The following is a 23060-nucleotide window of genomic DNA, read 5'->3' on the forward strand; positions in this document are numbered from 1 at the left end:
GTGTTCAGTACCGGCGCTTCTTCATCACGAATCAGCTACCGGGCGCCTCTCCCCCGCTCGCCTTTAGCTCGTCTTATTGGGGCTGTCCTCAGCAAAAAGCGGAATCAACTCCGGTTCACCGGTAGAACGAGGCACATTATAGGTGTGCAGAGTCTTCTCCATAATCTTGGAGAACTCAGCCGTCGTACCGTTCGTACCCACCGTACCCTCAGGACGCTGCATGGTCACCGCCACCAAGAACTGCGGGTTCTCAATCGGCGCCACACCAATAAAGGACGTCGTGTTGCCGTCGTAGCCGCCCTTCTCACTCGGAGTTTCCGCAGTACCGGTCTTACCGCCCACGCGGTAGCCGGTCACCTTCGCCGGACGGGCGTGGCCTTGCTCCACCACATTCTCCATGAGGGTCAGGCAGGAGGCGGCAGTTTGCTCGCTGACCATGCGTTCGCCAGGCTCTACGGCACGCTTATGTTCGGTGCCGTCCGCATCAATGATCGCGTCCACAATGCGCGGCTTCAGACGAACGCCCTTATTGCCCAGCGCCTGGAAAATCATGGCGGTCTGCAGCGGAGTCTGCGCAACACCCTGACCGAACAGCACAGTGTACTGCTGACGGCCATCCCAATCACGCCAATCAGCAATCAGGCCCTGCTCCTCACCGGTCAACTCAATGCCGGTAAACTCGCCGACGCCGTACTTCTTCAACCAGTTGTAGCGCTCTTCCTTGCTGAGCTTCTGACCGACCAGCACCGTACCGGTGTTCATCGAGTCATGAATAATGCCCGAGAAAGTACGCCGCTGCGCCCCGTGCTCAAACGCATCCTTAAAGGTCTGGCCGTCAATCGTGAGGGTCGCGGGCACGTCATACACGCTCGTCGGGGTGGTCAGGCCCTGCTCAATCAGCGCCGAAGCAGTTAGCATCTTCTCGGTCGAACCGGGCTCCACGTTCTGCGAAATAGCGCGCGGAGTCATATCCGCCGCATCCTTAATGGTTGCCGCACCCGGGTCCATCGTAGAGGAATCAGCGAGAGCCAAAATGGAGCCGTCACGCACATCCATAACAATGGCGGTACACCATTCAGCTTTCAGCTCCTCGGCGCGGGCACGCACCACCTGCTGCGCAAAATACTGCACATCACGGTTAATGGTCAGACGAATATTCTTACCGTCCACCGCCAGGCGCTGCTCTTCCTTCGCCACGGGGATACGCACACCATCAGCACTAATCTCGTAGGTGCGCTCACCGGGGGTACCGGCAAGCTCCTTCTCAAAGACACGCTCAATGCCCACGGAGTAGTTACGGGACACCGTGCCACCCTTGCCGTTGCCGTCAGCCTCTTCAACAATGTTGTACTTGCCGACCACGGAGCCACCCACACTACCGTTGGGGTACAGGCGCTGAGAGAACGCCTCACCGTAGATGAAGGGCGCACCCAGGGCATCAATCTTATTGAAAATTTCCGGGGTGATATTTGCTTTGATCACCGAGTACTTGGAGGTGCCGTCCAGCTTGGACTTGATGAACTCGTCGGTAATGCCCGGGTCAACGGTCTTGAGAATATCGACCATCTCGTACACCAGCTGGTTGGGGGTGACCTCAACCTTCTGGGTGCGATCCTCGTTGTAGCGTTTGAAGGTCGCCACGGCGCTCTGGTCAGCAGTCAGGTTATAACGCTGCACAGTACGCGCCATGACGTTGCCGTTGATATCGAGAATCTGACCGCGCACAGCAGGCAGCACCTGGGAGCGCAAACGCTTCTGACGGGACGCATTCGCCACCGCACCGGGATCAAAGCCCTGGCGGATAAACAGATTCGCACCAATGACGCCCAGAGCACAGGTGGCAGCGGCGCCGGCGACAAAGCCACGGCGGGTCAGATCCGGCTGACCGGATGCCGATTCGTTCGCGTTCTTACGCGCGTCGGAGCTCATGCGGTGGTCCTTTCGCTGGTCTAGTCTATCGGTGATGCTACGCATCCTGTGGTCAATATTGTTTATCGTGCAGCTTGGCTTGCTGCGGGCTGCTGAGCGGCGCTCGGTGCGGTAGCAGAGCTAGCCGAGGCACTCGGTGCAGGCTGGGTCGGGTTAGCCTGCTGAGCTGAGTTAGTTTGCTGAGCAGGGCTCGCCGAGGCGCTTGCAGATGCCTTAGCCGCCGCGCTCGCCTGGCCGTGGCGCTGCTGAACGGACTTGTCCGCATCCACGATGCCCTTGGCGTAGCTTTCGTTCGAGCCAGCCGCCGGAGGCGAAATCAGGTTCTCCTGCTTGCTTCCCTCAACACCGGTCGGGCTTGCCACCGGAGCAGGGGTGCCCTCAATCGTGGAAGACTGCAGGTTCAGGGTCGCCTGCGAAGAGCTCACAAACATGCCCAGGGTACTGGCGCGTATCGCTAAATCCTGCGGAGCTTCCTTGAAGCCGATCTCCTGTTGCAGCGCCTGGTTTTCCTGCACAAGCTGCTGCTCCTGCGCACGCAAATCCACCATGTCGTACTGGCGGGTCACAATCAGCACATTGAGCAGCAGAATAAAGACCAGGGTCAGCGGGATTGCCGCAAAAACAGCGAGCATGGTGGGCGGGCTGAGCTTACGAGCTCGGCGGCGCACGGTCGAGAGCGGGTGACGCGACTTCGGCTTCTCCTCGCGGGGCTCTTCGGTGCGGGCTGCCGCACGGACGCTCGAGGGTACACGGCTCGCGTTCGTTGAGGTGCGCTTACCGCCGTGCGAAGCAGCGGTGCTGGCGGGGCGGACCACCGACTGGGAGGCGGTGACCGGCTCCAGACGTGCGGTGCGGGTGCGGCCGGAGTGTGCTCGGGTGGAGGCGCGGCTCGCCCCGGTAGAGCCGCCAGTAGAGGATGCGCGGGTAGAGCCAACGGCGCCGGGGGTGCCGGCGGCAGGGCGCGAGGAACCGGCGCGTCGACTCCGCGGGGCGCCCTGGGTGCGGGTGGGGCGCTGGGATGCGTGCTGGGTGCTCACTCTTCTTCGCTTTCTGTCTTCTACTTGGCGGGGATGCGGATCTTCTCGGCGGCGCGCAGCTTGGCGCTGGCGGCGCGAGAGTTCTGTTCAATTTCCTCGTCGGTAGGCGGTTCGGCGCCGCGGGTAATGATTTTGACGGTGGGCTTGTGCTCTTCAAGTTCTACCGGGAAGCCCTTGGGTGCCTTGGAGGTTGCCTCCGCGGTCAGTGCCCTCTTGACGATTTTGTCTTCGAGGCTGTGGTAGCTCATGGCGACAAATCGGCCGCCGAGGTTGAGCGCCTCCAGGGCTGCCGGTACGGCGCGTTCGAGGGCTTCCAGTTCGTGGTTCACTTCGATACGCAACGCCTGGAAGGTGCGCTTGGCGGGGTGTCCACCGGTGCGCTGCGCGGCGACGGGCACAGCCTTCTGGATAATGCGTACGAGCTCACCGGTGGTTTCCAGGGGCGCGTTGGCGCGGGCGGTGCAGATGGCGCGGGCGATACGCGATGCGAACTTCTCTTCGCCCCAGTTGCGGATAATGCGGCGCAGCTGGTCTTCGCTGTATTCGTTGACGACGATGCGGGCGGTGAGCTCGTCTTCGGAGTTCATGCGCATGTCCAGGGGAGCGTCGTAGGAGTAGGCGAAGCCGCGGGTGCGTTCGTCCAGCTGCATGGAGGAGACACCCAGGTCCATCAGGATGCCGTCGATGCCCTGCACGCCGGCAGCTTCCATGGCGCGGTCAATCTCATCGTAGACGGCGTGGACGGGTACGAAGCGGTCACCGAAGCGTGCCAGACGCTCACCGGCGATGGCGTGTGCCTGCAGGTCGCGGTCAATGCCGATCAGCACAAGGTTTTCGAAGCGTTCAAGCAGCGCCTCGGAGTGACCACCCATACCGAGGGTGCCGTCAATAACGTAGGCGGTGCCGCGCTCCTCGACGGCGCGTTCAATGCCGGGTGCCAGCAGGTTAATGCAGCGGTCCAGCATGACGGGCACGTGGCGTTCGCTGGCTTCACGCTGGGAGAGGTTCTCAATGGATGCGCCGGGGGCCTTGGCGGCAGTACCGGAGTCGGTCGTACCGGTTTCGGGGGCGTGTTCTACGCTCATGGGTGCTCCTGTGAGAGTTTGTCCTGCGGGAAGGCTTACGGAAGAGTGGTGCGGGTGCTAGAGATGCCGGGGCGGTAGCCGTCGCGTCGGCGGGATGCCGGTTAGAGCAGCGGGCTGAACGGGTCCTCGTCGAGGGAGGCGAATTCAGCTTCGGTGCGGGCGAGGTATTCCTCCCAGGCGGCGGCATCCCAGATTTCTGCGCGGGTACCGGATCCGATGACGACGAGGTTGTCGGTCAGTCCTGCGTATTGGCGCAGTATCGGTGGGATGGTGATGCGTCCCTGCTTGTCGGGCAGTTCGTCTGAGGCTCCTGAGAGGAAGACTCGCAGGAAGTCTCGGGCGGCTCGTCCGGGCAGGGGCGCAGTGCGCATCCGCTCGTGGATGCGTTCAAATTCTGCGGCGGGGAAAACGTACAGGCATCGTTCTTGACCGCGGGTCAGAACGAGGCCTGCTGAGAGTTCCTCACGGAATTTGGCGGGAAGGATGATGCGTCCTTTGGCGTCCATTCGTGGTGAGTAGGTACCTAAGAACATTCACTTCACCTCCCCGATGTGTGCCGTTGTGCTGAAGCCTGCGGGAGCGTGGTTGCTCCACGAATCCTGTAGGTGCCGGTGGCGGGGTGTGCCGGGCCGGCGCCTCCGCCGTTTGTTTGAGGGCACGGCGATAGGACTGACTTTCAGCTTTCCCCTCCACTTTACCCCACTTTCCACCACCTACCCCACCCGGCAGAGTATCTTTTAGTGTTTTTATGCTCTCTTCTGCATTTTTAACGCTGGCGCACAGCTTCTACACAGTTTCGGACGCATCCGCTCAGCGAGCCGCCTTCATCATGTTTGCCATGCCCTGGCTCAAGCACAGACTCAATGACGGGGCAAACTTCAGGAATCGGCGTGATCCGTCTACCAGCTTTCATAAAGCATCCACGCTTCACTATTTCAGGCATAGAAAAAGCGGAAGGTAAGAGAATTCTTACCTTCCGCCTGTGAAGTCTTGATGAAGTCTTAAGACCCTAGAGAGTACGGATGCTCAGCCACGAGAAATACTAGCCGTGAGAAAAACTATTGCACCAAAGCAGTACTAGAACTGGCCGTTATTGCGTTCGTCCCAGCGGTCCTCCAGACGATTCATGAAGGAGGAACGCTCCTTCTGCTCACGCTGACGCACGCGAGCTGCGCCCTCTGCCTTACCGCCGAGGAAGGAGTCGACCGGGGTCTTCTTGCTGGTGGTCGCAAAGTACACGCCACCGGCAGCAAAGAGGAAGCCGAATACGCCCAGCCAGATCATATTAGATGCGACCGCACCGATAATGATGCCCAGGCCGATAAGAACGAAGAGAATACCGAGAGCCAGGTGGCGAGCGCTAAAGACCGGCGCGGTATTGCCAGTTGAGGACATGGAGGAGGCAAAGTGCGGATCCTCATTGCTCATGAGTTCTTCGAGCTGGTCCAGAACCTTCTGTTCACGCTCGGACAGTGCCATCGTTTTCTCCTTTGAGGTGTCGCTATTCAAGATGACGTCGGTATCAGCCGGGTTAGCTAGTGCATCAGGTGGCGCGGTGGGCGCTTCTTCCCGCTGTATGTCTCCGGTCGTATGTTTCCCATCGTACCGCGCGGAGTGGGGTTGGCGCATTCTTTTTCCGGACAGAAGCTCTTTATGACCTCTTTTCGTCAATACTCTTCTCCGGCACCGCCACCCCGGAGGCTGGTTTGAGGCTTTCCTGCGAGTACTTGCGATGAATGGCGTCCATGACGTGCTCAACCTCGGACCATCTGCCGCTCTTCACGAGGCGGGCACCAGACCCCGAGTGAGCGCCAGCTCCCGAGCGAGTACCGTTCTGCGGGCTATTGTCCACTCCCCCGCCGCCTCGTTGTGCGGAGGCGGTTTGTGCGGAGGCAGTTTGTGCGGACCGTGGGTTTGCCCCGCTCTCGATGGAGTCGAAGAGGGTTTGTTGCACTCCGTCTTCTGCGCGGGCGAGCTTTTCGGCGCGCACTCCGATGAGTCGCAGGGCGCGGGGTACCGCCTGCCCTACCACGATTTCATCTGCTCGCAGGGCTTCCAACACCAGGGAGGCGATCTGCATGCCGGAGTCCACGGGCACGTTCAGGGCAATAGCGCGGGTGTGCGTTTCGAAGGTGCTGTAGCGAATTTTGAGGCTGAGCCCTCCGGCGAGTTTCCCCGAGGATCGCAGGCGCTTTCCCAGCTTGAGACTCAGCTCCCGAATAGCAGCGCTCACCTCCTGGGCATCGGTCGTATCCGTCTCGAAGGTGTGCTCGCCACCCATGCTTTTCTCTTCGCGCTCGGTGATCACGGGGCGTTCGTCAATACCGCGTGCCATGGCCCAGAGGTGCTCGCCCTGGGCAGTGCCGAAGCGTTCTTTGAGCCAATCCAGGCTCATGGACCTCATCTGGACGATGGTGTGAATACCGTATCGGGAGAGCTGCTCGGTACTTTTGACACCCACTCCCCACAGGTCGGAGACTTTTCTCGGGTCAAGAAATTCTTGAACGCGCTCGGGTGGAATGACCCACAGCCCATTCGGTTTACTACCGGTGGACGCCATTTTGGCGAGCAGCTTATTGGGCGCAACCCCCGCAGAGGAGGGCAGGGATAGCTCCTGCGCGATGCGGTCGCGAGCGCGCTGCGCCAGGGCGACGGGGTCTTGGCCGTGCAGATAAGCGCCGGTGAGGTCCACGAAGGCTTCATCCACGCTGACCTGCTCAACGTAGGGGCTCAGATCGTTCAAGATTGCCATGACGGCGCGGGAGTAGTGCCGGTAGTCGCCGCGCAGCGGCAGGACGGTGGCGTTGGGACTGAGGTTCCGGGCGCGACTGAGCGGCATACCGGAGCGCACTCCGTGGGCGCGCGCCTCATAGGAGGCTGAGCATACGACCGATCGGGGACCCAGGGGCGCCACGATAATGGGCTCGCCGCGCAGAGCGGGGTTTTCGAGGAGTTCGACGTTGACGAAGAAGGCGTCCATGTCCAGGTGCATAATGACGCGGCCGTTCCTTGCGCCGCTGTTCTTGCCGGTTCGCGTCTGCCCCATGTCGCCTCCTCTCATAGCTTCTACGCCCACCTACCAAAAATATAGCACATTTCTACGAACAATAGGGGCAATATATCGTAAACGTGTTCGTAAATGCGTTCTCTTGGGCTTTTCTCCACTAAGCTAGAAGAAGTGCACACCGCACGGCATCAGGACCGTACATAGCGACCATCAGCGAGGATAGTATGACTCCCCCTTCTCCTTCCGGAGCACCCACTCCCCAGGCGACCGAGAGCCTCACCGTAGCGGCACCGAATATCCCGGCGGATTCTGCGCACCTCGCCGAGCGTATTGCTGAAGAGCAGCGAGCCTACCTGCACGCTTTTGACACTCTCATGGCTGAGTTTTTTATCCGCCAGCGCGAGCTGCTCGAGGGCATTTCTTCTGAGACTCTACCCCTGCTGGAGGCTATTGAGTCCCTCTCCACCGGCGGCAAGCGCCTGCGTGCCCTGCTGAGCTACTGGGGTTGGCGAGGTGCCGGCGGCGCACCCGTAACCGAGAACCGCGCGTCCTGGTCTATTGTGAAGGCCGGCATGGCGGTGGAGCTGTTCCAGACCTCCGCGCTGATTCACGACGACATTATTGACCGCTCCGATACCCGCCGCGGCGCTCCCTCCGTGCACAAGCGTTTTGAGGCTGCGCACGAGCAGAATAGTTGGCGCGGTGATGCTTTCAACTACGGTCTGACCGGCGGTATTCTTGCCGGCGATCTGACCCTGGCGTGGTCTGCCGAGGTTTTCGCATCCCTGGGTGAGGGAGCGATTTATGGCGCCCCTGCGCGCACTATTTTTGACCGGATGCGCACCGAAGTTCTGGCGGGTCAGTACCTGGACGTCTACTCCGAGGTTCTCGAAACCGAGGACGCTCAGGCAGCTCTGCAGCGTGCCCTGAACGTGATTCGTTTCAAGTCCGCCAAGTACTCGTGCGAGCACCCCTTCACGATTGGTGGTGCTCTGGCTCTGCAGGCTGCCGCGCTGGAGAACGGCACCGGTGCCGTGAGCGAGCAGCACCCGGTACTTGCCGGTTACCGTGCGTTCGGCCTGCCGCTGGGTGAGGGCTTCCAGCTGCGTGATGACGAGCTGGGCGTCTTCGGCCAGCCCGAGGTAACCGGTAAGCCTGCTGGCGATGACCTGCGTGAGGGTAAGCGTACCGTGCTGGTGGCGCTCACCTCCGCTGTCCTCAACGAGCAGGACGCGGCGCTTCTGCACAATAGCTTGGGCAACCCCGAGCTGAGCGATGAGCAGGTGGAGCGCATCCGCGATCTGATGGTTTCTTCGGGCGCTTTCGCCAAGCATGAGCAGCTGATTGAGCAGAAGTCTCAGGCTGTGTTTGAGGCGCTGGAGGCGATGAACCTGGACGAGCTGACGCATGCGGCACTGACCGATATCGTGGGCCGTGCACTGCGTCGCAAGGCATAGATGCCCTGCGTCGTAAGGCGTAGAGGTTCAACACAGTTAGAACGTTAAACAAGTTGAGGCGGCATACCGAAGTATGCCGCCTCAACCTATTTAGCTATAGTTCTGAGCCGCTATTACCAAGCCAGATTACCAAGCCAGTGCCTGCGCACGGCGACGGATCTCGGTCTTACGACCGTCAATCAGTGCGTCGATGGGGCGGCCGGGCAGGGAGTCGTCGCTGGTGTACAGCCACACGATAGCTTCTTCATCGCTGAAGCCGGAATCCTTCAGGACAGCGAGGGTGCCCTTGAGGGATTCGAGTACTCGCGAACCGTTCAGGAATAGTGCGGGTACCTTGCGCACGTTGGTTTCCGGGTCGCGCAGCGCGATGAGCGTACCGTCAGAAATCAGGTTGTGAACGCGGGTCACCTTCAGGTCGAGGGCCTGCGCAATTTCAGGGATAGTTACCCAATCGCCGACGAGGGCGAAGGTCTGAGCAATATTTTCGTTAGTCACCTTTTAAGAGTGCCAGAGCTGGCACGTATTTACCACTTTTGACCCGCCGCAGGTTCGCTGCCCCTCCCGGGTTCTTTCGTTCTTGTACTTTGCCCGTTGTTCTTGCGGTGGAGTCGGGTCCACCGGCACTTTGTAAGAATTCGCTGAGTGTTCACCTGCTCGGCGCCCTTTGGCATCGCTTCCGCCCAGGTGGGCGGGCTAAAATGTTGAGACGTATGAATACTCCCAGCCCACGCCGGATTTCTCCCGTGAACCCTCGTTCTTCTGCAAATACTCCTGTTCCTCCCGCCACTCGTCCCGCTGCCCCGGATACCGCTATTGGTTCTTCGCAGTGGCTCAGTGGCGCCATTATTGAGGGTCACTACCAGGTGGGTTCGCTTATTGGCCGCGGCGGCATGAGCGAGGTGTATTATGCGCTGGACCTGTGGTCGAATAACCCGGTCGCGCTCAAGGTTCTCTCCCCCGCTCTGGCTGAGGATGCAGCGAACCGTCAGAAGTTCCACCGTGAGGAGCGCTCGATGCGCCAGGTGGGCGGCGGCGGGCATACGGTGGGTGTGATTTCGTCGGGTACCGAATATTTTTCGGGTCAGATGGTCATGTATATCGTGCTCGAGTACGTGCACGGTTGTACGCTGAGCCAGCTGCTACGTGTACGTAATGCTCTATCCCTGGGTGAGGCTCTGGATATCCTCATTCCGGTCGTGGAGGCGCTCTCCGAGGTGCACGCTAACCGCTACCTGCACGGCGATATTAAGCCGGGCAATATTCTTCTCGACGCTAACGGCCAGGTGAAGCTGACGGACTTCGGTCTTTCCCGCCGTGACGATCAGGTGGATGCGGGCGCCCCCATGGGCACCCCCGCCTACGTGGCGCCGGAGGTTCTTGATCCGAAGGTGAAGGTCGGAGCTCAGGCTGATATTTTTGCGCTCGGCGTGATGATGTACCGCATGCTTTCAGGTCGTCTGCCCTTTGTGGGTCTGGAGAATGACCAGCAGGTGCTCTACCACAACGCGAATATTGAGATGCCCGCGCTGACCGATGTCGCACTGGGTGCGGACCGCGATATTGCGGGGCTGATTTCGTGGTGTACCCGCAAGCAGCCTCACGCCCGCCCCGAGGATGCGACCGAACTATTCACGGCCCTGCTGGAGATTTCTGAGTCGCTGGGTGAGTCTGAGCGTGCTTGGCGCGCCCCCTCGTGCCCGGAGCCGGAGCTTCCCCTTTGGGAAGCTGTTGCCGATATTGCGGAGCGTAGCGGTGCCGCGCAGATGGTGCGTAACACCCCGATTAGTGCTTTTAGCGATGCCCGCGATCTGCTCGCCTACGATGTGTACTCCCCCGACAGCCTCGTGTACGATGCCTCGGCAGCGGGTCAGGGCGTGCACCTTGCCGACGTGGATGCTGAGGACTCCGTGCTCAACCGCCAGGGCATTCCGCCTCTGGTGAGTTCCGCCTCCGATAATGACGATTCTGACGCTGATCAGAATCAGGAAGGCTCAAAGGGCAAATCCGGCAAGCGTGGTCTGGGCTCATTCATGAGCCGTCGTACCGCCACGGCGAAGGGCCCGCTGACTCAGTCCGTTGGTATTGGCCCGCAGACGGAGCAGGAGTTCATCTCAGCTCATGGCGAGTACGCCCCAATCCATGCGGAGCGTTCGTTGAGCCCCTCGGGTGCGCGTCGTTCGAAGTCTAAGGGAGCGGCGAGCGCGTCGGAGGCTTCACCGGCAGAGGAGACCGCTTCTTCTCAGGAATCCGAGCAGTCTTCGCAGAAGGATCCTCGCCTGCCCGCCAAGCAGTTTAGGACCCCGCCCTCGGGTATGGCGGTGGGCGGTTGGGCTCTGGCGCTGATTCTGCTGGGCATGGGTTCGAGCTTTACCGGTTGGTGGCTTGCGACCTCGCTGGTGCAGTCGCAGTGGTGGCGCAATATTGAGGCGTTCCTGACCTTCTAGTAGTGCTCCCCCTCGAGCACTCCGTCCTCGTCTGTGCACTCTGTCCTCGTCTGTGCACTCTGTCCTCGTCTTTGCAGTGCGCAGGTTAAACGCAATGCCCGGGTCTTCATTCACGATGAATGAAGACCCGGGCATTGTTTTTTCTGCTATTTCTCACTGACTAGTACGGCGAGGCGCATGAACGTTTTATGCGCGGTTCTTGAGGTACTCGGAGACCAGGAACGCGATTTCCAGGGACTGCGAGTGGTTCAGACGCGGGTCACACAGGGACTCGTAGCGGTCAGCCAGTGCTGCCTCGTCGATAGCGTCGGAGCCGCCCAGGCATTCGGTCACGTCGTCGCCGGTCATTTCCACGTGGATACCGCCGGGGAACGAACCCAGTGCCTCGTGCACCTCGAAGAAGCCGCGAACCTCGTCGAGCACGTCGTCGAAGCGGCGGGTCTTGTAGCCGGAGGGCACGGAGATGGTGTTGCCGTGCATCGGGTCGGTAACCCAGACGACCTTCGCGCCTTCAGCCTGCACGCCTTCAACGATTGCGGGCAGCTTCTCGCGGATGTTCTTCGCACCCATGCGGGTGATGAAGGTCAGGCGGCCGGGCTCGCGGTTCGGGTCGAGCTTGTCGATCAGTGCGAGTGCATCCTCAGTAGTGGTGGTCGGGCCCAGCTTCACGCCGATGGGGTTGCGGACCTTGGAGAGGAAGTCTACGTGTGCATCGTCGATGCCGCGGGTGCGCTCGCCAATCCACAGGAAGTGTGCGGAGGTGTCGTAGGGCAGGTGGGTGCGCGAGTCGATGCGGGTCAGGGCACGCTCGTAGTCCAGCACGAGTGCCTCGTGGCCGACGTACATGTCGGTGGTCTTGAGGGCTTCGAAGTTCACGCCGCATGCTTCCATGAACTTGAGGGCGCGGCCGATTTCGTTGGCGGTCTTCTCGTAGCGCTCATGCGCGGGGTTGGAGGTGAAGCCGCGGTTCCACTGGTGTACGGCGCGCAGGTCTGCGAAGCCGCCCTTGGTGAAGGCGCGCACCAGGTTCAGGGTGGATGCGCTGGCGTGGTAGCCGCGCAGCATGCGCTTGGGGTCGTGTACGCGGGCTTCGGGGGTGAAGTCGAAACCGTTGACGGTCTCGCCGCGGAAGGAGGGCAGGGTAACGTCGCCGCGGGTTTCCATGTCTGCGGAGCGCGGCTTGGAGAACTGGCCAGCCATACGGCCCATCTTCACCACGGGCATGGAGGCGCCGTAGGTGAGCACTGCAGACATCTGCAGGATGGTCTTGATGCGGCCGGAGATCTTGTCGGCGGTTGCACCAGCGAAGGTTTCTGCGCAGTCGCCGCCCTGCAACAGGAATGCGCGGCCGTCAGCAACCTCACCGAGTGCCTGGCGCATGGCGTCGACCTCACCGGCGAAGACGAGCGGCGGTACCGAGTTCAGCTCGGCGATAGTGCTCTCAAAATCTTCGTGCTCGCTCCAGGTGGGCTGCTGGTCAATGTGCAGCTGACGCCAGGTGTCTAGGCCGTGGTCGGTGGCCTGCGAGGTGCTGAGGTTTTGATTGCTCATCTTCACTCCATCGGGATGGTCTTGTGCGTTTTCTGGTTCACCCCTGCTTCAGGTGCTCGGTAGGCCGTATGTGGCATGCGTTCACGTGATTCTTAGGGGCGAATAGACCTAATTGTACTCTTGCTTGCTTCAACACCTAACCCTGCAGTCAGGTACATCTCACATGTTTAGATAGCGCCACCCGGTGTCGGCGATACGCGGGTTGATGTGCAGGGGATTTATACGCAGCAGGTTGATGAGCACCGTTGCAGAGCCGCATATGCCAGAGGGCGGGATGTGGCATGTACCGCATCCCGCCCTCTGGCGTATGTGTGCACCCGGGGTGCTGCCTCAGGGTGCTGTCTCAATGTTTAGTGTTGCAGGTGTGCGACTGCCGCATCAGCGCTCATATTTTTATCGGCCATGAGTTTCTTGACGCGGTCGGCGTACACGTCCACGTATTCCTGGCCGCTGAGGGCACGGATCTCGGAGCCAATACGGTCGGCGATTTCACGCTGAACGCGGTGGCTCAGGTCTGAGCCGTCGGTGTATTCCTCGAAGGTGAGGGGCTTGCCGATAATGGTGCGCACCTGGATGGGCTTGCCGTCGTGGCGCAGACGGATACGGTTCGAGCCGGAGGGCTGAATCAGGTCGGTACCGATCTGTCCGATGGGCACTACGGGCACGCCTGCTTCAACTGCGAGGCGGGCGACACCGACCTTGGGGCGGTAGCCGCGTCCGTCGGGACTACGGGTGCCTTCGGGGTAGATGCCAATCACGCCGCCGTCCTTGAGGACCTGCGCACCGGCGTTGAGGGATTCCTGGCTCTTCTGGCCGCCGGAACGGTCCATGGGAAGCTGACCGACACCACGGAAGAACGCCGCCATAGCACGACCCTTCACACCGGGGGTGGTGAAGTAGTCGCTCTTGGCGAGGAAGTTCACGGTGCGCGGCATGGCGAGAGGAATGAAGATAGAGTCGCAGAACGCCAGGTGGTTGCTGGCGACGATGTAGGGGCCCTCGGGCAGATTCTCTAGGCCCACCACGTCATGGTGGTACAGTCTCTGCAACAGGGGGGAGCCAAGAATCTTGAGCGTTGAATAGAGGGCGGTGTTAGGCATGGGGTCTCCTCTCTGAATGTTCCCGGCTCAATTCTAGCGTGTCTGGAGAGGCACGAGGGAACGCGCGATAATTAAAAAAAAAGGGAACGATTTTTCTGCGCACCGGTGTATTCGGGTGCGCTGGAGGCGATATACCGGCATCGGCGCTGTATCTGTGGCGCCCCACCGGGGTACGCTATAGAGCCTGCACCTGCGTTCATATTCTCGCAGGTTGGCGAAGGAGGACCATGAGCATTTTTGATAACTCGTTGGAGCCGCTCAAGCGGATGCGCCGCAAGGCTCGCGAGCGCAGGCTTCTAGCAACCCAAAATGTTAAGGACTCCCTGGCGCGTCGCCTCGAGGGCGACCAGGAAGCGTTCGATCACTCCCCCGTTTCTTTTAGTCCTGACCCGGCGCAGCATTCTGTGGGTATTTTGCTGGTGCACGGTTTTACGGGTTCACCGCATAGCATGCGCCCGTTGGCTCAGCATTTTATGGAGCTCGGGTATGCGGTGGAGATGCCGTTGCTGACCGGTCACGGTACTCATTGGAAAGACTTGCGCGATAGCACCTATGAGCAGTGGCTAGCTTCTGCCGAGCAGGGGTACCGTCGCCTAGCCGATCAGGGTCTGCGTGTGGTGGTCATTGGTATGTCGATGGGCGGCACGGTGGCGACCCATCTGTCGGCGCGCCTGCCGGTGGCGGGTACGGTGCTGATTAACCCCTATATGGTGGATGTGAACCCGATGATGCGCCACGCCGGTAAGGTGTCGAAGGTTCTGCCGATGCTCAAGGCGATTGGTTCCGATATTGCGGTTCCTGGCGTGAGCGAGGGCGCGTATTCTATCGTTCCGACGGCGGCGGTGCATCAGTTACATCTTTTGGGCGCTGAGACGCGTGCACTGATTCCGCAGTTGAAGGCGCCGGTTCTGTACGCGCGTTCACTGGGCGATCATACTGTGTCGGATAGCTCCCACAAATATTTTCTCGAACATTGTTCAGTTCCTGTAGAATTTAGGTGGCTGACCCGCAGCTACCATGTGGCAACGCTCGACTACGACGCCGAGTATCTTTTCTCTACTGTTCAAGCTTTTGTCGCATCCCTAAACCACTAAATTCTGACAGTTCCGCCCGCTGCACACCGGCGAATGCATCACCCGCCGCGGCGAGCAGAACAACCAGAAAGCCATCACGGCACCTCGAGCATTCGAGGACAGCCCGCGGCCCGGACCGCCCGAGCTTACGCCCTGATTCGAAAGGCGCATTATGAAAGTCTTCTCCACTCCCGCTGAGGTTCTTGTCGACCCCTCACTGAACCTGACAAGCATTGTTGAGCGTCACCGAGCCGACAGCTCCAACCCGGTGCTGTACCGCCGTCAGATGTCTCCGGGTAACTGGCAGCCGATTCGCGCCCAGCAGTTCCACCAGATGGTAACCGACCTAGCTAAGGGCATGATTGCTGCGGGCATCCGCCCGGGTGACCGTGTGGGCATTATGAGCCGCACCCGCTTCGAGTGGACCGTCATTGACTTCGCGATTTGGTACGCGGGCGCCATCTCCGTGCCGGTGTACGAGACCAACGCACCCGCACAGGCGGCGTGGGCGCTCGCCCACTCGGAGGCTACCGCCATCTTCGTTGAGGATGAGAAGCTTCTGGCGCGCATCGCGGAGGCTGAGGAATTCGCCTCCACGACCCAGGAGCCCATGCAGTTGAAGCACCGCTGGGTCATTGAGAACGGTGACCTCGATACCCTGAGCACTCGCGCCTCCGAGGTAAGCGATGAGCAGCTGGAGCAGGTACGTTCCGCAGCCGGTTGTGACGACCTCGCGACCATTGTGTACACCTCCGGCACAACCGGTCGCCCTAAGGGTTGCGCACTGACTCACGGCCACTTCCTGAACCTCAGCGCCAACACCAGGCTGGTCGAGCCGGAGATTGCGAACTCCCGCAACTCCTCCATTCTTTTCTTGCCGCTGGCGCACGTTCTGGCGCGCCTGATTCAGGTTCTGGCGCTGGATGCTGGCCTGGTTATTGGTCACTCCCCCAACATCAAGAACCTGGCAGCTGACTTGGATAGCTTCAAGCCGACCATGCTGCTGGTGGTGCCCCGCGTCTTTGAGAAGGTGTACGAAGGTGCCATGGCAAAGGCGGCTAAGGGCGGCAAGTTCAATAAGTCTCTGTTTGAGCGTTCCACCGATATTGCGGTGCGCTGGTCGCAGGCGAAGGTTGAGGGTCGTGTGCCCCTCAAGCTGGCGGCGCAGTACGCTCTCTACGACAAGCTGGTCTACTCGAAGCTGCGTGCGGCTCTCGGCGGCGAGCTGCGTTACGCGGTCTCCGGCGGTGGCCCCCTCGGCGAGCGCCTGGCGCACTTCTTCCACGCGGTGGGTGTGCAGGTGGTGGAGGGTTACGGTCTGACCGAGACCTGCGCCCCGATTGCTGCTGGCCGCATCAACCCGTACCAGATTGGCATGATTGGCCCGCTCATCCCCGGTTCCGAAGGCTACATTGCTGAGGACGGCGAGCTTCTGGTTCGTGGCGTGGGCGTGATTAGCAGCTACTACAAGAACCCCGAGGAGGACGCTCATGCGTTCACCGAAGACGGCTGGTTCCGCACCGGTGACCTGGCTCGTTTCGATGAGCGCGGCTACCTGAAGATTGTGGGCCGTAAGAAGGAAATCATTGTCACCGCCGGCGGTAAGAACGTGATTCCGGGTATTGCGGAGGGTCATTTGCGCACTTCTCCCCTGGTGTCTCAGGCAATGCTGGTTGGCGATGAGAAGCCGTTCATTTCAGCGCTGGTGACCCTAGACCCGGATACCTTGCCCGAGCAGCTCGAGCATCTGGGTCTGCCGCGTTCGCTCTCCATTCCGGAGGCTGCGGTTCACCCGGCGGTCCGCGCCGCGATTCAGAAGCTCGTGGATGAGGCGAACCAGCTGGTTTCCCGCGCCGAGGGTATTCGCGAGTTCCGCATCATGAACCGTGACCTAACCGAGGAAGATGGTTACCTGACTCCCTCGCAGAAGCTGCGCCGCGCGAAGATTCTGCAGGATTTCTCCTCTTACGTGGATGAGATGTACGGCAAGGTTTCTGATAGCACGTCGGATTCTTTGGCTCGTCTGCAGGAGTACGCGGCAGAGCAGTCTGAGAAGTTCGCTGAGCTGCGTGAGCAGGCTGCTGAGCGTCTGCACGAGTACGCGGATCAGCAGACGGAGCGTCTTGCTGAGTTGCGTGAGCAGGCTGCCGAGAAGTTCGAGGAACTACGCGAGCAGGCAGTTGAGCGCATGCAGAAGCCGCAGGAGGATAAGACCGAAACGAAGGAAGACGCCGAACGGTCTGAGAAGACTAACGACGATTCCGAGCATGAGACCGCTACCCCGGCTAAGGGTGTAGAAGCTAAGAAGGCAGATACTCAGCGTTCTGAAGGCGAAGACTCTTAGTCGTCACTAACTGATTGTGAATATATATGTGAGGAGGGGGTCGTACCGTTTAGGTACGACCCCCTCCTCTCTGTTTGTTCGCTAGATGCCTCGGCTTCCGGGCGTTATCTAGCCGTTGTTAGTTGGCGGGCTCGTCGAATTCCAGGCCGAGCAGCGCGTTCTCAATGATTTCGGTCAGTGCCGGGTGGATCCAGTACTGGCCGCGTGCGAGGGTGCGCGCATCCATGCCGAAGCTCATTGCCTGCAGTAGCGGCTGGATGAGCACGGAGGATTCTTCACCGACCAGGTGCGCACCGAGCAGCTCGCCGTTGTCCTTGCGGGCAATCAGCTTGCACAGGCCGATCTTGTCTTCCATTGCCCAGCCGTAGGCGGTGTCGCCAAAGTTCTGTGCCTTGACGGTGATCTCGAAACCTTCACGCTCAGCGGCCTGGCGCGCCTGCTCTTCGGTCATGCCGACCACGGCGATTTGCGGGTTGCTGAAGACCGCGCCGGGTACGTAGCGGTGGTCGCTGGCGCGCAGGTCCTCGGGGTGGCTGAGGTTGTGCTGCACCACGCGAGCCTCGTGGTTTGCCACGTGCTTGAGCTGGTAGCGGCTGGAGACGTCGCCGAGGGCGTAGACACCGGGTACGGGTGCACCGTTGTAGAGCACGCGCTGGTACTTATCGACGCTGAGCTGACCGCCGTCCTGCACGTCGAAGTAGTTCTTTGCGTTGAGGGTGTCGGTGTTGGGGCGGCGACCGGTTGCTACGAGCACAGCGTCTGCCGGGATTTCGAGCAGTTCTTCACCGTTCTCGGTGGTGCGCTTCGCTACGACGGTTACGCTACCGTCGGCGTTCTCACGGATCTCGGAGAGGGACGCATTCTTGACGATGTTCCACTGCTTGCTTGCGGCTTCTTCAAAGCGTGCCACGACCTCTTCATCCACGCCGCGCAGCAGGCGGGAGGAGCGGTTCAGCTGGGTTACTTCGGTGCCGAATGCGGAGAAAACGTGGGAGAATTCTGCCGCAATCACGCCGCCGCCGATGACGACCATGCGGGCGGGCAGTTCGTCCAGGCGCATGACGTTGTCGTTGGTGTAGACCTTGGAGGAGTCGATACCGGGCACGGGAGGCAGCACGGCGCGCGAACCTGCCGCAATGACAATCTGGCGGCCCTGCAGGCGGGTGCCGTCGGTCAGCTCAACGGTGTGGGAGCCGACGAAGCGCGCGTACTGGTCGTAGAAATCGACGTTGGGCAGACCGGCACGCCATTCGCGGCCGCCTTCAACAATCTGGTCAATGCGAGAGGCAAAGATGCGGTCACGAATCTGTGCCCAGTGCACGGCGTCTACGTGTGCGTCGACGCCCAGGTGCTTGACCTCACAGGTCTTCTGCGCGATGGTCGCCGGGTAGACGTACATCTTAGTGGGGATGCAACCAACGTTCAGGCAGGTGCCGCCGAAGATACCTCCGTCGATGAGGGCGACCTTCTTGTCGTCCCATTCGGGGCCGATGAGGGTGTTGCCGGATCCGGAGCCGATGACGATGAGGTCGTACTGTGCTACGCCGTCAATGCGTTCTACGTTCTCGATGCTCATGTGGTCCTCTCGTATAAGGTGTTGAGGCTGGGCTCGTTCCCAGCGTGCCCCTCGATAGCGGGGTTATTTCTGTTACTGCCACTATAACGCGTGGAGGCTACCGGCTATTCCCACTTCTGGTGTCAATGTTGACGGATATGCGAAAGTGCGCCGTCCCAAAGGACCACAGCACTGAGAACACAGCGCTGAAAATACAGAGGTTCTTTGAGAAGACGCACTTATTCGTTGAAACCTCAAGCGTTGAAACTATGTGAGCCCGCGGATTATTAAGGCTTAGATGTCTGCGCTTAGAGGTCTGCCATGAGCCCAGCCAGCAGACGGGTGAAGTCAATGGCGGGATCAACCGATTCTTCGTCGGGCCAAAAATGAATCGGGTACGCCGCACCCTGGGCGCGCTGCAGCACGGGGCTTTCAGCGAGCACGGGTTCTGCCACGAGCTCGCCGAAGAGGGAACGCATTTCGTCGCGTCGGTAGCGGTGTTCGCTGTCGTTGGGGCGCATCTTGTTGATAACTACTCCCGCACCGTCAATGCTGATGCCGCTTTCCTGCTGAAAGCGCACGATGGCGCGCAGGGTTCGTTCGGTGCCCGCCACGGAGAAAAGGGAAGGCTCTGCGACCGAAAGGATGCGCTCGCTAACCGCCCAGCCCATCGAAGACAGGGTTCCGAGGAACGGCGGGCAGTCAATCAGGATGACGTCGTAGGCGTCCGCAGCCGCCTCCACCATGCGCTTGAAGCGGCGGATGAACGGCGCGGCTTCTTGCCGGTCCACGAGGGTGGAGCGCGCCGAGCCTCGCGCCACCTTCACGCTACCGGTGGTCACGGGGTTATTGGTCAGCAGGGTGGGTTTGCCGACGAGCGCATTCCAGGAGGAGCTACCGGCTTCCTCCGCGAAGGCGCGCTCATTGGAACTGGCAATCAGGGAGGCGACGTCGGGGATGGTTTCATCCACTGCCAGGCCGGTGCTGGCGTCGCCGTGGGGGTCGAGGTCAATAACGAGTGTGGAGAGTCCGCTGTGTAATGCCGCGGAGGCGAGCCCCAAAGTGATGGACGTTTTACCAACGCCGCCCTTGAGGCTGCTGATACTGACGATGCGGGGCATGCAGGTCCCTTTTTTGAGTGAGGTGTAATGCCCCTTTATTTTAGCGAATCTTCGCTTTTCTTCTGGCTCTGACAGGGGTGTATCTTGAGTTTTTTCTCAAGTGAGCATTGAATATTCCCTCGCGTTTAAAGCTTCAGCCCGCGCTCGCTACCCGATAGGTAGTGAGCGCGGGCTGATTCACGTTTTGTGTTTTATGCCTGTGCGCGGCGGGCACGGCGGGCGGCGAGTTCGTCGCCTTCGAAGTTTTCGTGCATCTCTTCGCCGGGCTGGCCGTTGAGGTTCATTTCGATTTCGCGCCAGACGCGACCGATAGCGATGCCGAAGACGCCCTGACCTGCCTGAACCAGGTCAATGACCTCGCTCGGGGAGGTGCATTCGTAGACGGTGGTGCCGTCACTCATGAGGGTGATGTTCGCCAGGTCGTCAATGCCGCGGGTACGCAGATGCTCGATGGAGGTACGGATCTGCTGCAGGGACACGCCGGTGTCCAGCAGGCGCTTCACAATCTTGAGTACGAGCACGTCGCGGAAGCTGTAGAGGCGCTGGGTACCGGAGCCGGATGCGCCACGCACGGTGGGTACGACCAGGTCGGTGCGTGCCCAGTAGTCGAGTTGGCGGTAGGTGATGCCGGCTGCCTTGCAGGCGACGGCGCCGCGGTAGCCGAGGTTTTCCTCGACGACAGAGACAGGATCGGTGAAGAGTACGCCCTGTTCACCGCGCGGAGGCGGTGCTACAGGGAAGAGGGTGTCGAAGCCATCCAGGGGCTGGTCGAAGCCCTGGGGTGCGTGCGTGGTTGCGGCCTCGCCTGCATTTTCGGCTACCTGCTGCTCTAGCACGGTCCCTCCTTTTCGTTAAACCCTTTTAAGTGCTTCACCGCGCCCTATCAAATGCGGTCGATATCGTTCCGGTGTAGACCCGATTCTCAGGGAAAGATTATCGGGGTGAGATTCTAGGGTTGAGGTCTAGAATCTGCGTCTATGATTCGCGTGGTTCCTCTACTGGGTTCCGGCGCGGTTTTCAATACTACACAGCGGTTCGACAGTGCGACCGATGCGCGATAGGCGCGGTTGTTCAATCTATTTTAACTGATAGAGGGCTCTACTTAAAATTGAACCCACCGGAGCGAACGATCTTTTCAGATTCATTCTTACCTCATTAACGCCTCATAGGGGCACCCCTCCCCCACTGTTCCGTTCGCTTTTTCTGGGCACCCCCGCACAGGGGGAGTTTATACAGGGGGAGTTTAAAAAGTAAATGCGTACGGACTGGTAGTCCGTACGCATTTACAGCTGAGTTGAGTGAATAGCCTTGGCAGGCCGGGAGCCCCCTGGTGAGAAAGCTCTTCGTGTTGGACGAAGGGGTAGAAATTCCGAGCGTGCCAGCGTCGGCTTCGTCCAAGTCTAGAGGCCGCTACCCGTTGGTGCAGGTAGGGACTATAGAGGGAATCACCGTGGTCAGTGGTGTTTCCCGAGGGAAATCCCCGTTTGGGGTGCGGTGGAACCGCATGGGTTTGAGAAGGGTAGACAGTCCGGTCGTCTGCGCCTTCAGCCGCCTACTCGTAGGTAGGCATTGCCGATTCGACGAGGGTTGCGTGCAACTGCAGGCACAACTTGCGAATCTTGTCGGCTCGTTCCTGCGCCTGAGCCTGGGAGGCTGCGTCGCGGCGCGAAGCCAGCGGAGCTACCGCAATTTCCACGAGGGAGATTTCGCGGTCTGCCGCAGACTTGAATGCGCGCAGGTGACGGGGCTGAATGCCGTGCTGGGTCAGCTCTGCGCTCACGCGGGCGATCAGCACGTCGTAATCGGTGTACTCCACATCCGAGCCGTCTTCGAGCAGTCCAAAGTCAATCAGCTCGCGAATCAGTTCGGGAGTGGTGTTAGCGTATTCTGCCAGCTCACGGAGGCTGTATGTTCGGCCTTCCTGCTCGTCTGGTCCGAGGACGGTATCCAGGACGTCTTCACTTACGGTGGTGGGCATGGAGTTCAGTACGCGTCCGGCTTCCAGGTCCTCCAGATGCTGACGGATTACCTTGAGCGGCATGTAGTGGTCGCGCTGCATAGTGAGGATATAGCGCAGGCGCTCAATGTCAGTCTGGGAGTACTTGCGGTAACCGGTTTCGGTACGGCTGGGGTGCACCAGACCGCGCTCCTCCAGGAAACGAATCTTGGATGCGCTAATTCCGGGGAACTCCAGGTCAAGCTGACTAAGAACCTGACCGATGGTCCGACTCTTAACGTCACGCGGGTTACGGTCAGAGTCGCCGTTCTCCACGTCCTCTAGTTGAACCTCAGCGTTAGTGAGGTTTTCATCGATGCGTGAGGTCATCTATGTCTTTCGGGTACTTTGTTCAGCCGATGTCGATACGAGCCGAAGTTTGAGTGAGTGGCTCGTTCCCCCGGTCGGGGGTCTCGCTTCGTGCCGAACATCTTTGCTTAGTGTTGAGAGTGTGATAGATAAGTTTAGTTGTTTATCACGAAATGATAAACCGCAAACCTTCGAGACAATCTTATAGCCTCACAAGGCATTTTGCTATTTAGTTCGCCCTTTTCAGAGGCTTTTTGAACCCAAAAATAGCCACACAATCAAACATTAATCAGTAGAGACAGTACCAATTTTAGCAAAATTCCAATACTTCGAACACATATATCTCATATTGGACTGCTTTACGAGGAAAATTTTATCTTCTCGCGATAGTTGAAGTTTTCATCACATTTAACTTGAAAGAGGCCCCCACTAGGGGTTTAGCCATCTTTCAAGCCCCTTTAGTGAATTCCTGCACCTTCAAGACGAACCTTAAATACGCCCAACTATTTGCGTTTGTGTGCATTTTAAAAGAAAAACGGCGAGACCAATCGGTCTCGCCGTTTCATCAGTACGTACCTCTTAACACGAGGGACGCCAGAGCTATAGAGTCTATCGAGCTAGACTATCGACTTAGAGCTTAGCCAGCTCAGCCTTGTACGCCTCTGCATCCAGCAGGTTAGCCAGATCATCAGCGTTCTCGGGGCGAATCTCAATGATCCAACCCTCGCCGTAGGGATCGGAGTTGACCAGTGCGGGGTCATCCTCCAGGCCCTCGTTCACTGCGACAATCTCGCCAGCGATGGGAGCAAAGAGATCGGAGACAGACTTGGTGGACTCAATCTCACCGAAGCTATCCTCAGCAGCTACAGAATCGCCGACAGAGGGAAGGTCGACGTAGACGACGTCACCCAGTGCATCCTGAGCGTGGTCGGTAATACCAACACGTACGGTGCCCTCGGCGGTGAGAGCGGAAACCCACTCGTGCTCAGAAGTGTACGAGAGTTCTGCGGGAACGTTGCTCATAGCAGCGGTGTCCTTTCAGTGTGTTCTTG

General features: G+C 59.8%; 18 protein-coding genes. 4 read left to right on the forward strand and 14 right to left on the reverse strand.

The annotated features are described in order from the left end of the window. Positions 1–63: 63 nt before the first annotated feature. The 6 genes from HMPREF2712_RS08620 to dinB form a co-directional block, all read right to left on the reverse strand. Complete coding sequence (locus HMPREF2712_RS08620; RefSeq protein WP_070819764.1) at positions 64–1929, reverse strand: peptidoglycan D,D-transpeptidase FtsI family protein; 1866 nt, start codon at positions 1927–1929, stop codon at positions 64–66. 62 nt (positions 1930–1991) lie between these two features. Beyond that, a complete protein-coding gene (locus HMPREF2712_RS08625) occupies positions 1992–2966 on the reverse strand; it encodes a cell division protein FtsL (protein WP_070819765.1) in 975 nt (324 codons plus the stop codon). Positions 2967–2986: 20 nt separating this feature from the next. Continuing rightward, entirely contained in the window at positions 2987–4051 is a 1065-nt protein-coding gene (rsmH, locus tag HMPREF2712_RS08630; RefSeq protein ID WP_070819766.1) for a 16S rRNA (cytosine(1402)-N(4))-methyltransferase RsmH, read from the reverse strand. Between the two features lie 101 nt (positions 4052–4152). Then, a complete protein-coding gene (gene mraZ / locus HMPREF2712_RS08635; RefSeq protein WP_005507741.1) occupies positions 4153–4584 on the reverse strand; it encodes a division/cell wall cluster transcriptional repressor MraZ in 432 nt (143 codons plus the stop codon). 544 nt (positions 4585–5128) lie between these two features. After that, a complete protein-coding gene (locus tag HMPREF2712_RS08640; protein WP_005506566.1) occupies positions 5129–5530 on the reverse strand; it encodes a DUF3040 domain-containing protein in 402 nt (133 codons plus the stop codon). Between the two features lie 172 nt (positions 5531–5702). Then, the gene (dinB, locus tag HMPREF2712_RS08645; protein WP_070819767.1) at positions 5703–7097 is read right to left on the reverse strand and encodes a DNA polymerase IV; all 1395 of its coding nucleotides are present in this window, start codon (positions 7095–7097) and stop codon (positions 5703–5705) included. Positions 7098–7282: 185 nt separating this feature from the next. On the opposite strand from dinB, the gene HMPREF2712_RS08650 reads away from it, so the two are divergent. Further along, entirely contained in the window at positions 7283–8515 is a 1233-nt protein-coding gene (locus tag HMPREF2712_RS08650; protein ID WP_070819768.1) for a polyprenyl synthetase family protein, read from the forward strand. Between the two features lie 126 nt (positions 8516–8641). Here the strand turns inward: HMPREF2712_RS08650 and HMPREF2712_RS08655 are convergent, their stop codons facing one another. After that, positions 8642–9010 carry an Rv2175c family DNA-binding protein gene (locus HMPREF2712_RS08655; RefSeq protein WP_070616602.1) on the reverse strand — a complete coding sequence of 123 codons (369 nt, stop codon included), beginning with the start codon at positions 9008–9010 and terminating at the stop codon, positions 8642–8644. 248 nt (positions 9011–9258) lie between these two features. Here HMPREF2712_RS08655 and HMPREF2712_RS08660 point away from each other — a divergent pair, with 248 nt between their 5' ends. Continuing rightward, positions 9259–10959, forward strand: a complete 1701-nt coding sequence (locus tag HMPREF2712_RS08660; RefSeq protein WP_246828704.1) for a serine/threonine protein kinase — start codon at positions 9259–9261, stop codon at positions 10957–10959. 186 nt (positions 10960–11145) lie between these two features. On the opposite strand, the gene HMPREF2712_RS08665 is transcribed toward HMPREF2712_RS08660, so the two are convergent. Together HMPREF2712_RS08665 and HMPREF2712_RS08670 are read right to left on the reverse strand one after the other, a co-directional pair. Further along, positions 11146–12510, reverse strand: a complete 1365-nt coding sequence (locus HMPREF2712_RS08665) for a class II 3-deoxy-7-phosphoheptulonate synthase (RefSeq protein ID WP_070819770.1) — start codon at positions 12508–12510, stop codon at positions 11146–11148. Between the two features lie 350 nt (positions 12511–12860). Further along, on the reverse strand, positions 12861–13610 hold the full coding sequence (locus tag HMPREF2712_RS08670) for a lysophospholipid acyltransferase family protein (RefSeq protein WP_070819771.1): 750 nt from the start codon (positions 13608–13610) through the stop codon (positions 12861–12863). Between the two features lie 227 nt (positions 13611–13837). On the opposite strand from HMPREF2712_RS08670, the gene HMPREF2712_RS08675 reads away from it, so the two are divergent. Together HMPREF2712_RS08675 and HMPREF2712_RS08680 are read left to right on the forward strand one after the other, a co-directional pair. Beyond that, positions 13838–14704, forward strand: coding sequence for an alpha/beta hydrolase (locus tag HMPREF2712_RS08675; protein ID WP_070819772.1), 867 nt, complete (start codon positions 13838–13840; stop codon positions 14702–14704). A gap of 151 nt (positions 14705–14855) precedes the next feature. Next, complete coding sequence (locus tag HMPREF2712_RS08680; RefSeq protein WP_070819773.1) at positions 14856–17027, forward strand: AMP-dependent synthetase/ligase; 2172 nt, start codon at positions 14856–14858, stop codon at positions 17025–17027. A gap of 118 nt (positions 17028–17145) precedes the next feature. Here the strand turns inward: HMPREF2712_RS08680 and HMPREF2712_RS08685 are convergent, their stop codons facing one another. The 5 genes from HMPREF2712_RS08685 to gcvH form a co-directional block, all read right to left on the reverse strand. Continuing rightward, entirely contained in the window at positions 17146–18603 is a 1458-nt protein-coding gene (locus HMPREF2712_RS08685) for a mycothione reductase (protein ID WP_070819774.1), read from the reverse strand. A gap of 287 nt (positions 18604–18890) precedes the next feature. Further along, positions 18891–19703, reverse strand: coding sequence for a ParA family protein (locus HMPREF2712_RS08690; RefSeq protein WP_060823688.1), 813 nt, complete (start codon positions 19701–19703; stop codon positions 18891–18893). A 191-nt stretch (positions 19704–19894) separates the two neighbouring features. Then, positions 19895–20539: a MerR family transcriptional regulator gene (locus HMPREF2712_RS08695; RefSeq protein ID WP_005507725.1), complete on the reverse strand. Its 645-nt coding sequence runs from the start codon at positions 20537–20539 to the stop codon at positions 19895–19897. A gap of 716 nt (positions 20540–21255) precedes the next feature. Then, positions 21256–22029, reverse strand: coding sequence for a transcriptional regulator FtsR (locus HMPREF2712_RS08700; RefSeq protein ID WP_005506588.1), 774 nt, complete (start codon positions 22027–22029; stop codon positions 21256–21258). Positions 22030–22638: 609 nt separating this feature from the next. Beyond that, entirely contained in the window at positions 22639–23031 is a 393-nt protein-coding gene (gene gcvH / locus HMPREF2712_RS08705) for a glycine cleavage system protein GcvH (RefSeq protein ID WP_005507722.1), read from the reverse strand. Positions 23032–23060 lie beyond the last annotated feature (29 nt).

The organism is Rothia sp. HMSC064F07 (assembly GCF_001837265.1).
Lineage (GTDB): Bacteria > Actinomycetota > Actinomycetes > Actinomycetales > Micrococcaceae > Rothia > Rothia mucilaginosa.

What these genes read in the sequence shown, in the direction of transcription:
- HMPREF2712_RS08620 (WP_070819764.1), bottom strand. Translation starts at nt 1,929, where the DNA reads ATGAGCTCCGACGCGCGTAAGAACGCGAACGAATCGGCATCCGGTCAG.
- rsmH (WP_070819766.1), bottom strand. Translation starts at nt 4,051, where the DNA reads ATGAGCGTAGAACACGCCCCCGAAACCGGTACGACCGACTCCGGTACT.
- mraZ (WP_005507741.1), bottom strand. Translation starts at nt 4,584, where the DNA reads ATGTTCTTAGGTACCTACTCACCACGAATGGACGCCAAAGGACGCATC.
- HMPREF2712_RS08640 (WP_005506566.1), bottom strand. Translation starts at nt 5,530, where the DNA reads ATGGCACTGTCCGAGCGTGAACAGAAGGTTCTGGACCAGCTCGAAGAA.
- dinB (WP_070819767.1), bottom strand. Translation starts at nt 7,097, where the DNA reads ATGGGGCAGACGCGAACCGGCAAGAACAGCGGCGCAAGGAACGGCCGC.
- HMPREF2712_RS08650 (WP_070819768.1), top strand. Translation starts at nt 7,283, where the DNA reads ATGACTCCCCCTTCTCCTTCCGGAGCACCCACTCCCCAGGCGACCGAG.
- HMPREF2712_RS08665 (WP_070819770.1), bottom strand. Translation starts at nt 12,510, where the DNA reads ATGAGCAATCAAAACCTCAGCACCTCGCAGGCCACCGACCACGGCCTA.
- HMPREF2712_RS08670 (WP_070819771.1), bottom strand. Translation starts at nt 13,610, where the DNA reads ATGCCTAACACCGCCCTCTATTCAACGCTCAAGATTCTTGGCTCCCCC.
- HMPREF2712_RS08675 (WP_070819772.1), top strand. Translation starts at nt 13,838, where the DNA reads ATGAGCATTTTTGATAACTCGTTGGAGCCGCTCAAGCGGATGCGCCGC.
- HMPREF2712_RS08680 (WP_070819773.1), top strand. Translation starts at nt 14,856, where the DNA reads ATGAAAGTCTTCTCCACTCCCGCTGAGGTTCTTGTCGACCCCTCACTG.
- HMPREF2712_RS08685 (WP_070819774.1), bottom strand. Translation starts at nt 18,603, where the DNA reads ATGAGCATCGAGAACGTAGAACGCATTGACGGCGTAGCACAGTACGAC.
- HMPREF2712_RS08690 (WP_060823688.1), bottom strand. Translation starts at nt 19,703, where the DNA reads ATGCCCCGCATCGTCAGTATCAGCAGCCTCAAGGGCGGCGTTGGTAAA.
- HMPREF2712_RS08700 (WP_005506588.1), bottom strand. Translation starts at nt 22,029, where the DNA reads ATGACCTCACGCATCGATGAAAACCTCACTAACGCTGAGGTTCAACTA.
- gcvH (WP_005507722.1), bottom strand. Translation starts at nt 23,031, where the DNA reads ATGAGCAACGTTCCCGCAGAACTCTCGTACACTTCTGAGCACGAGTGG.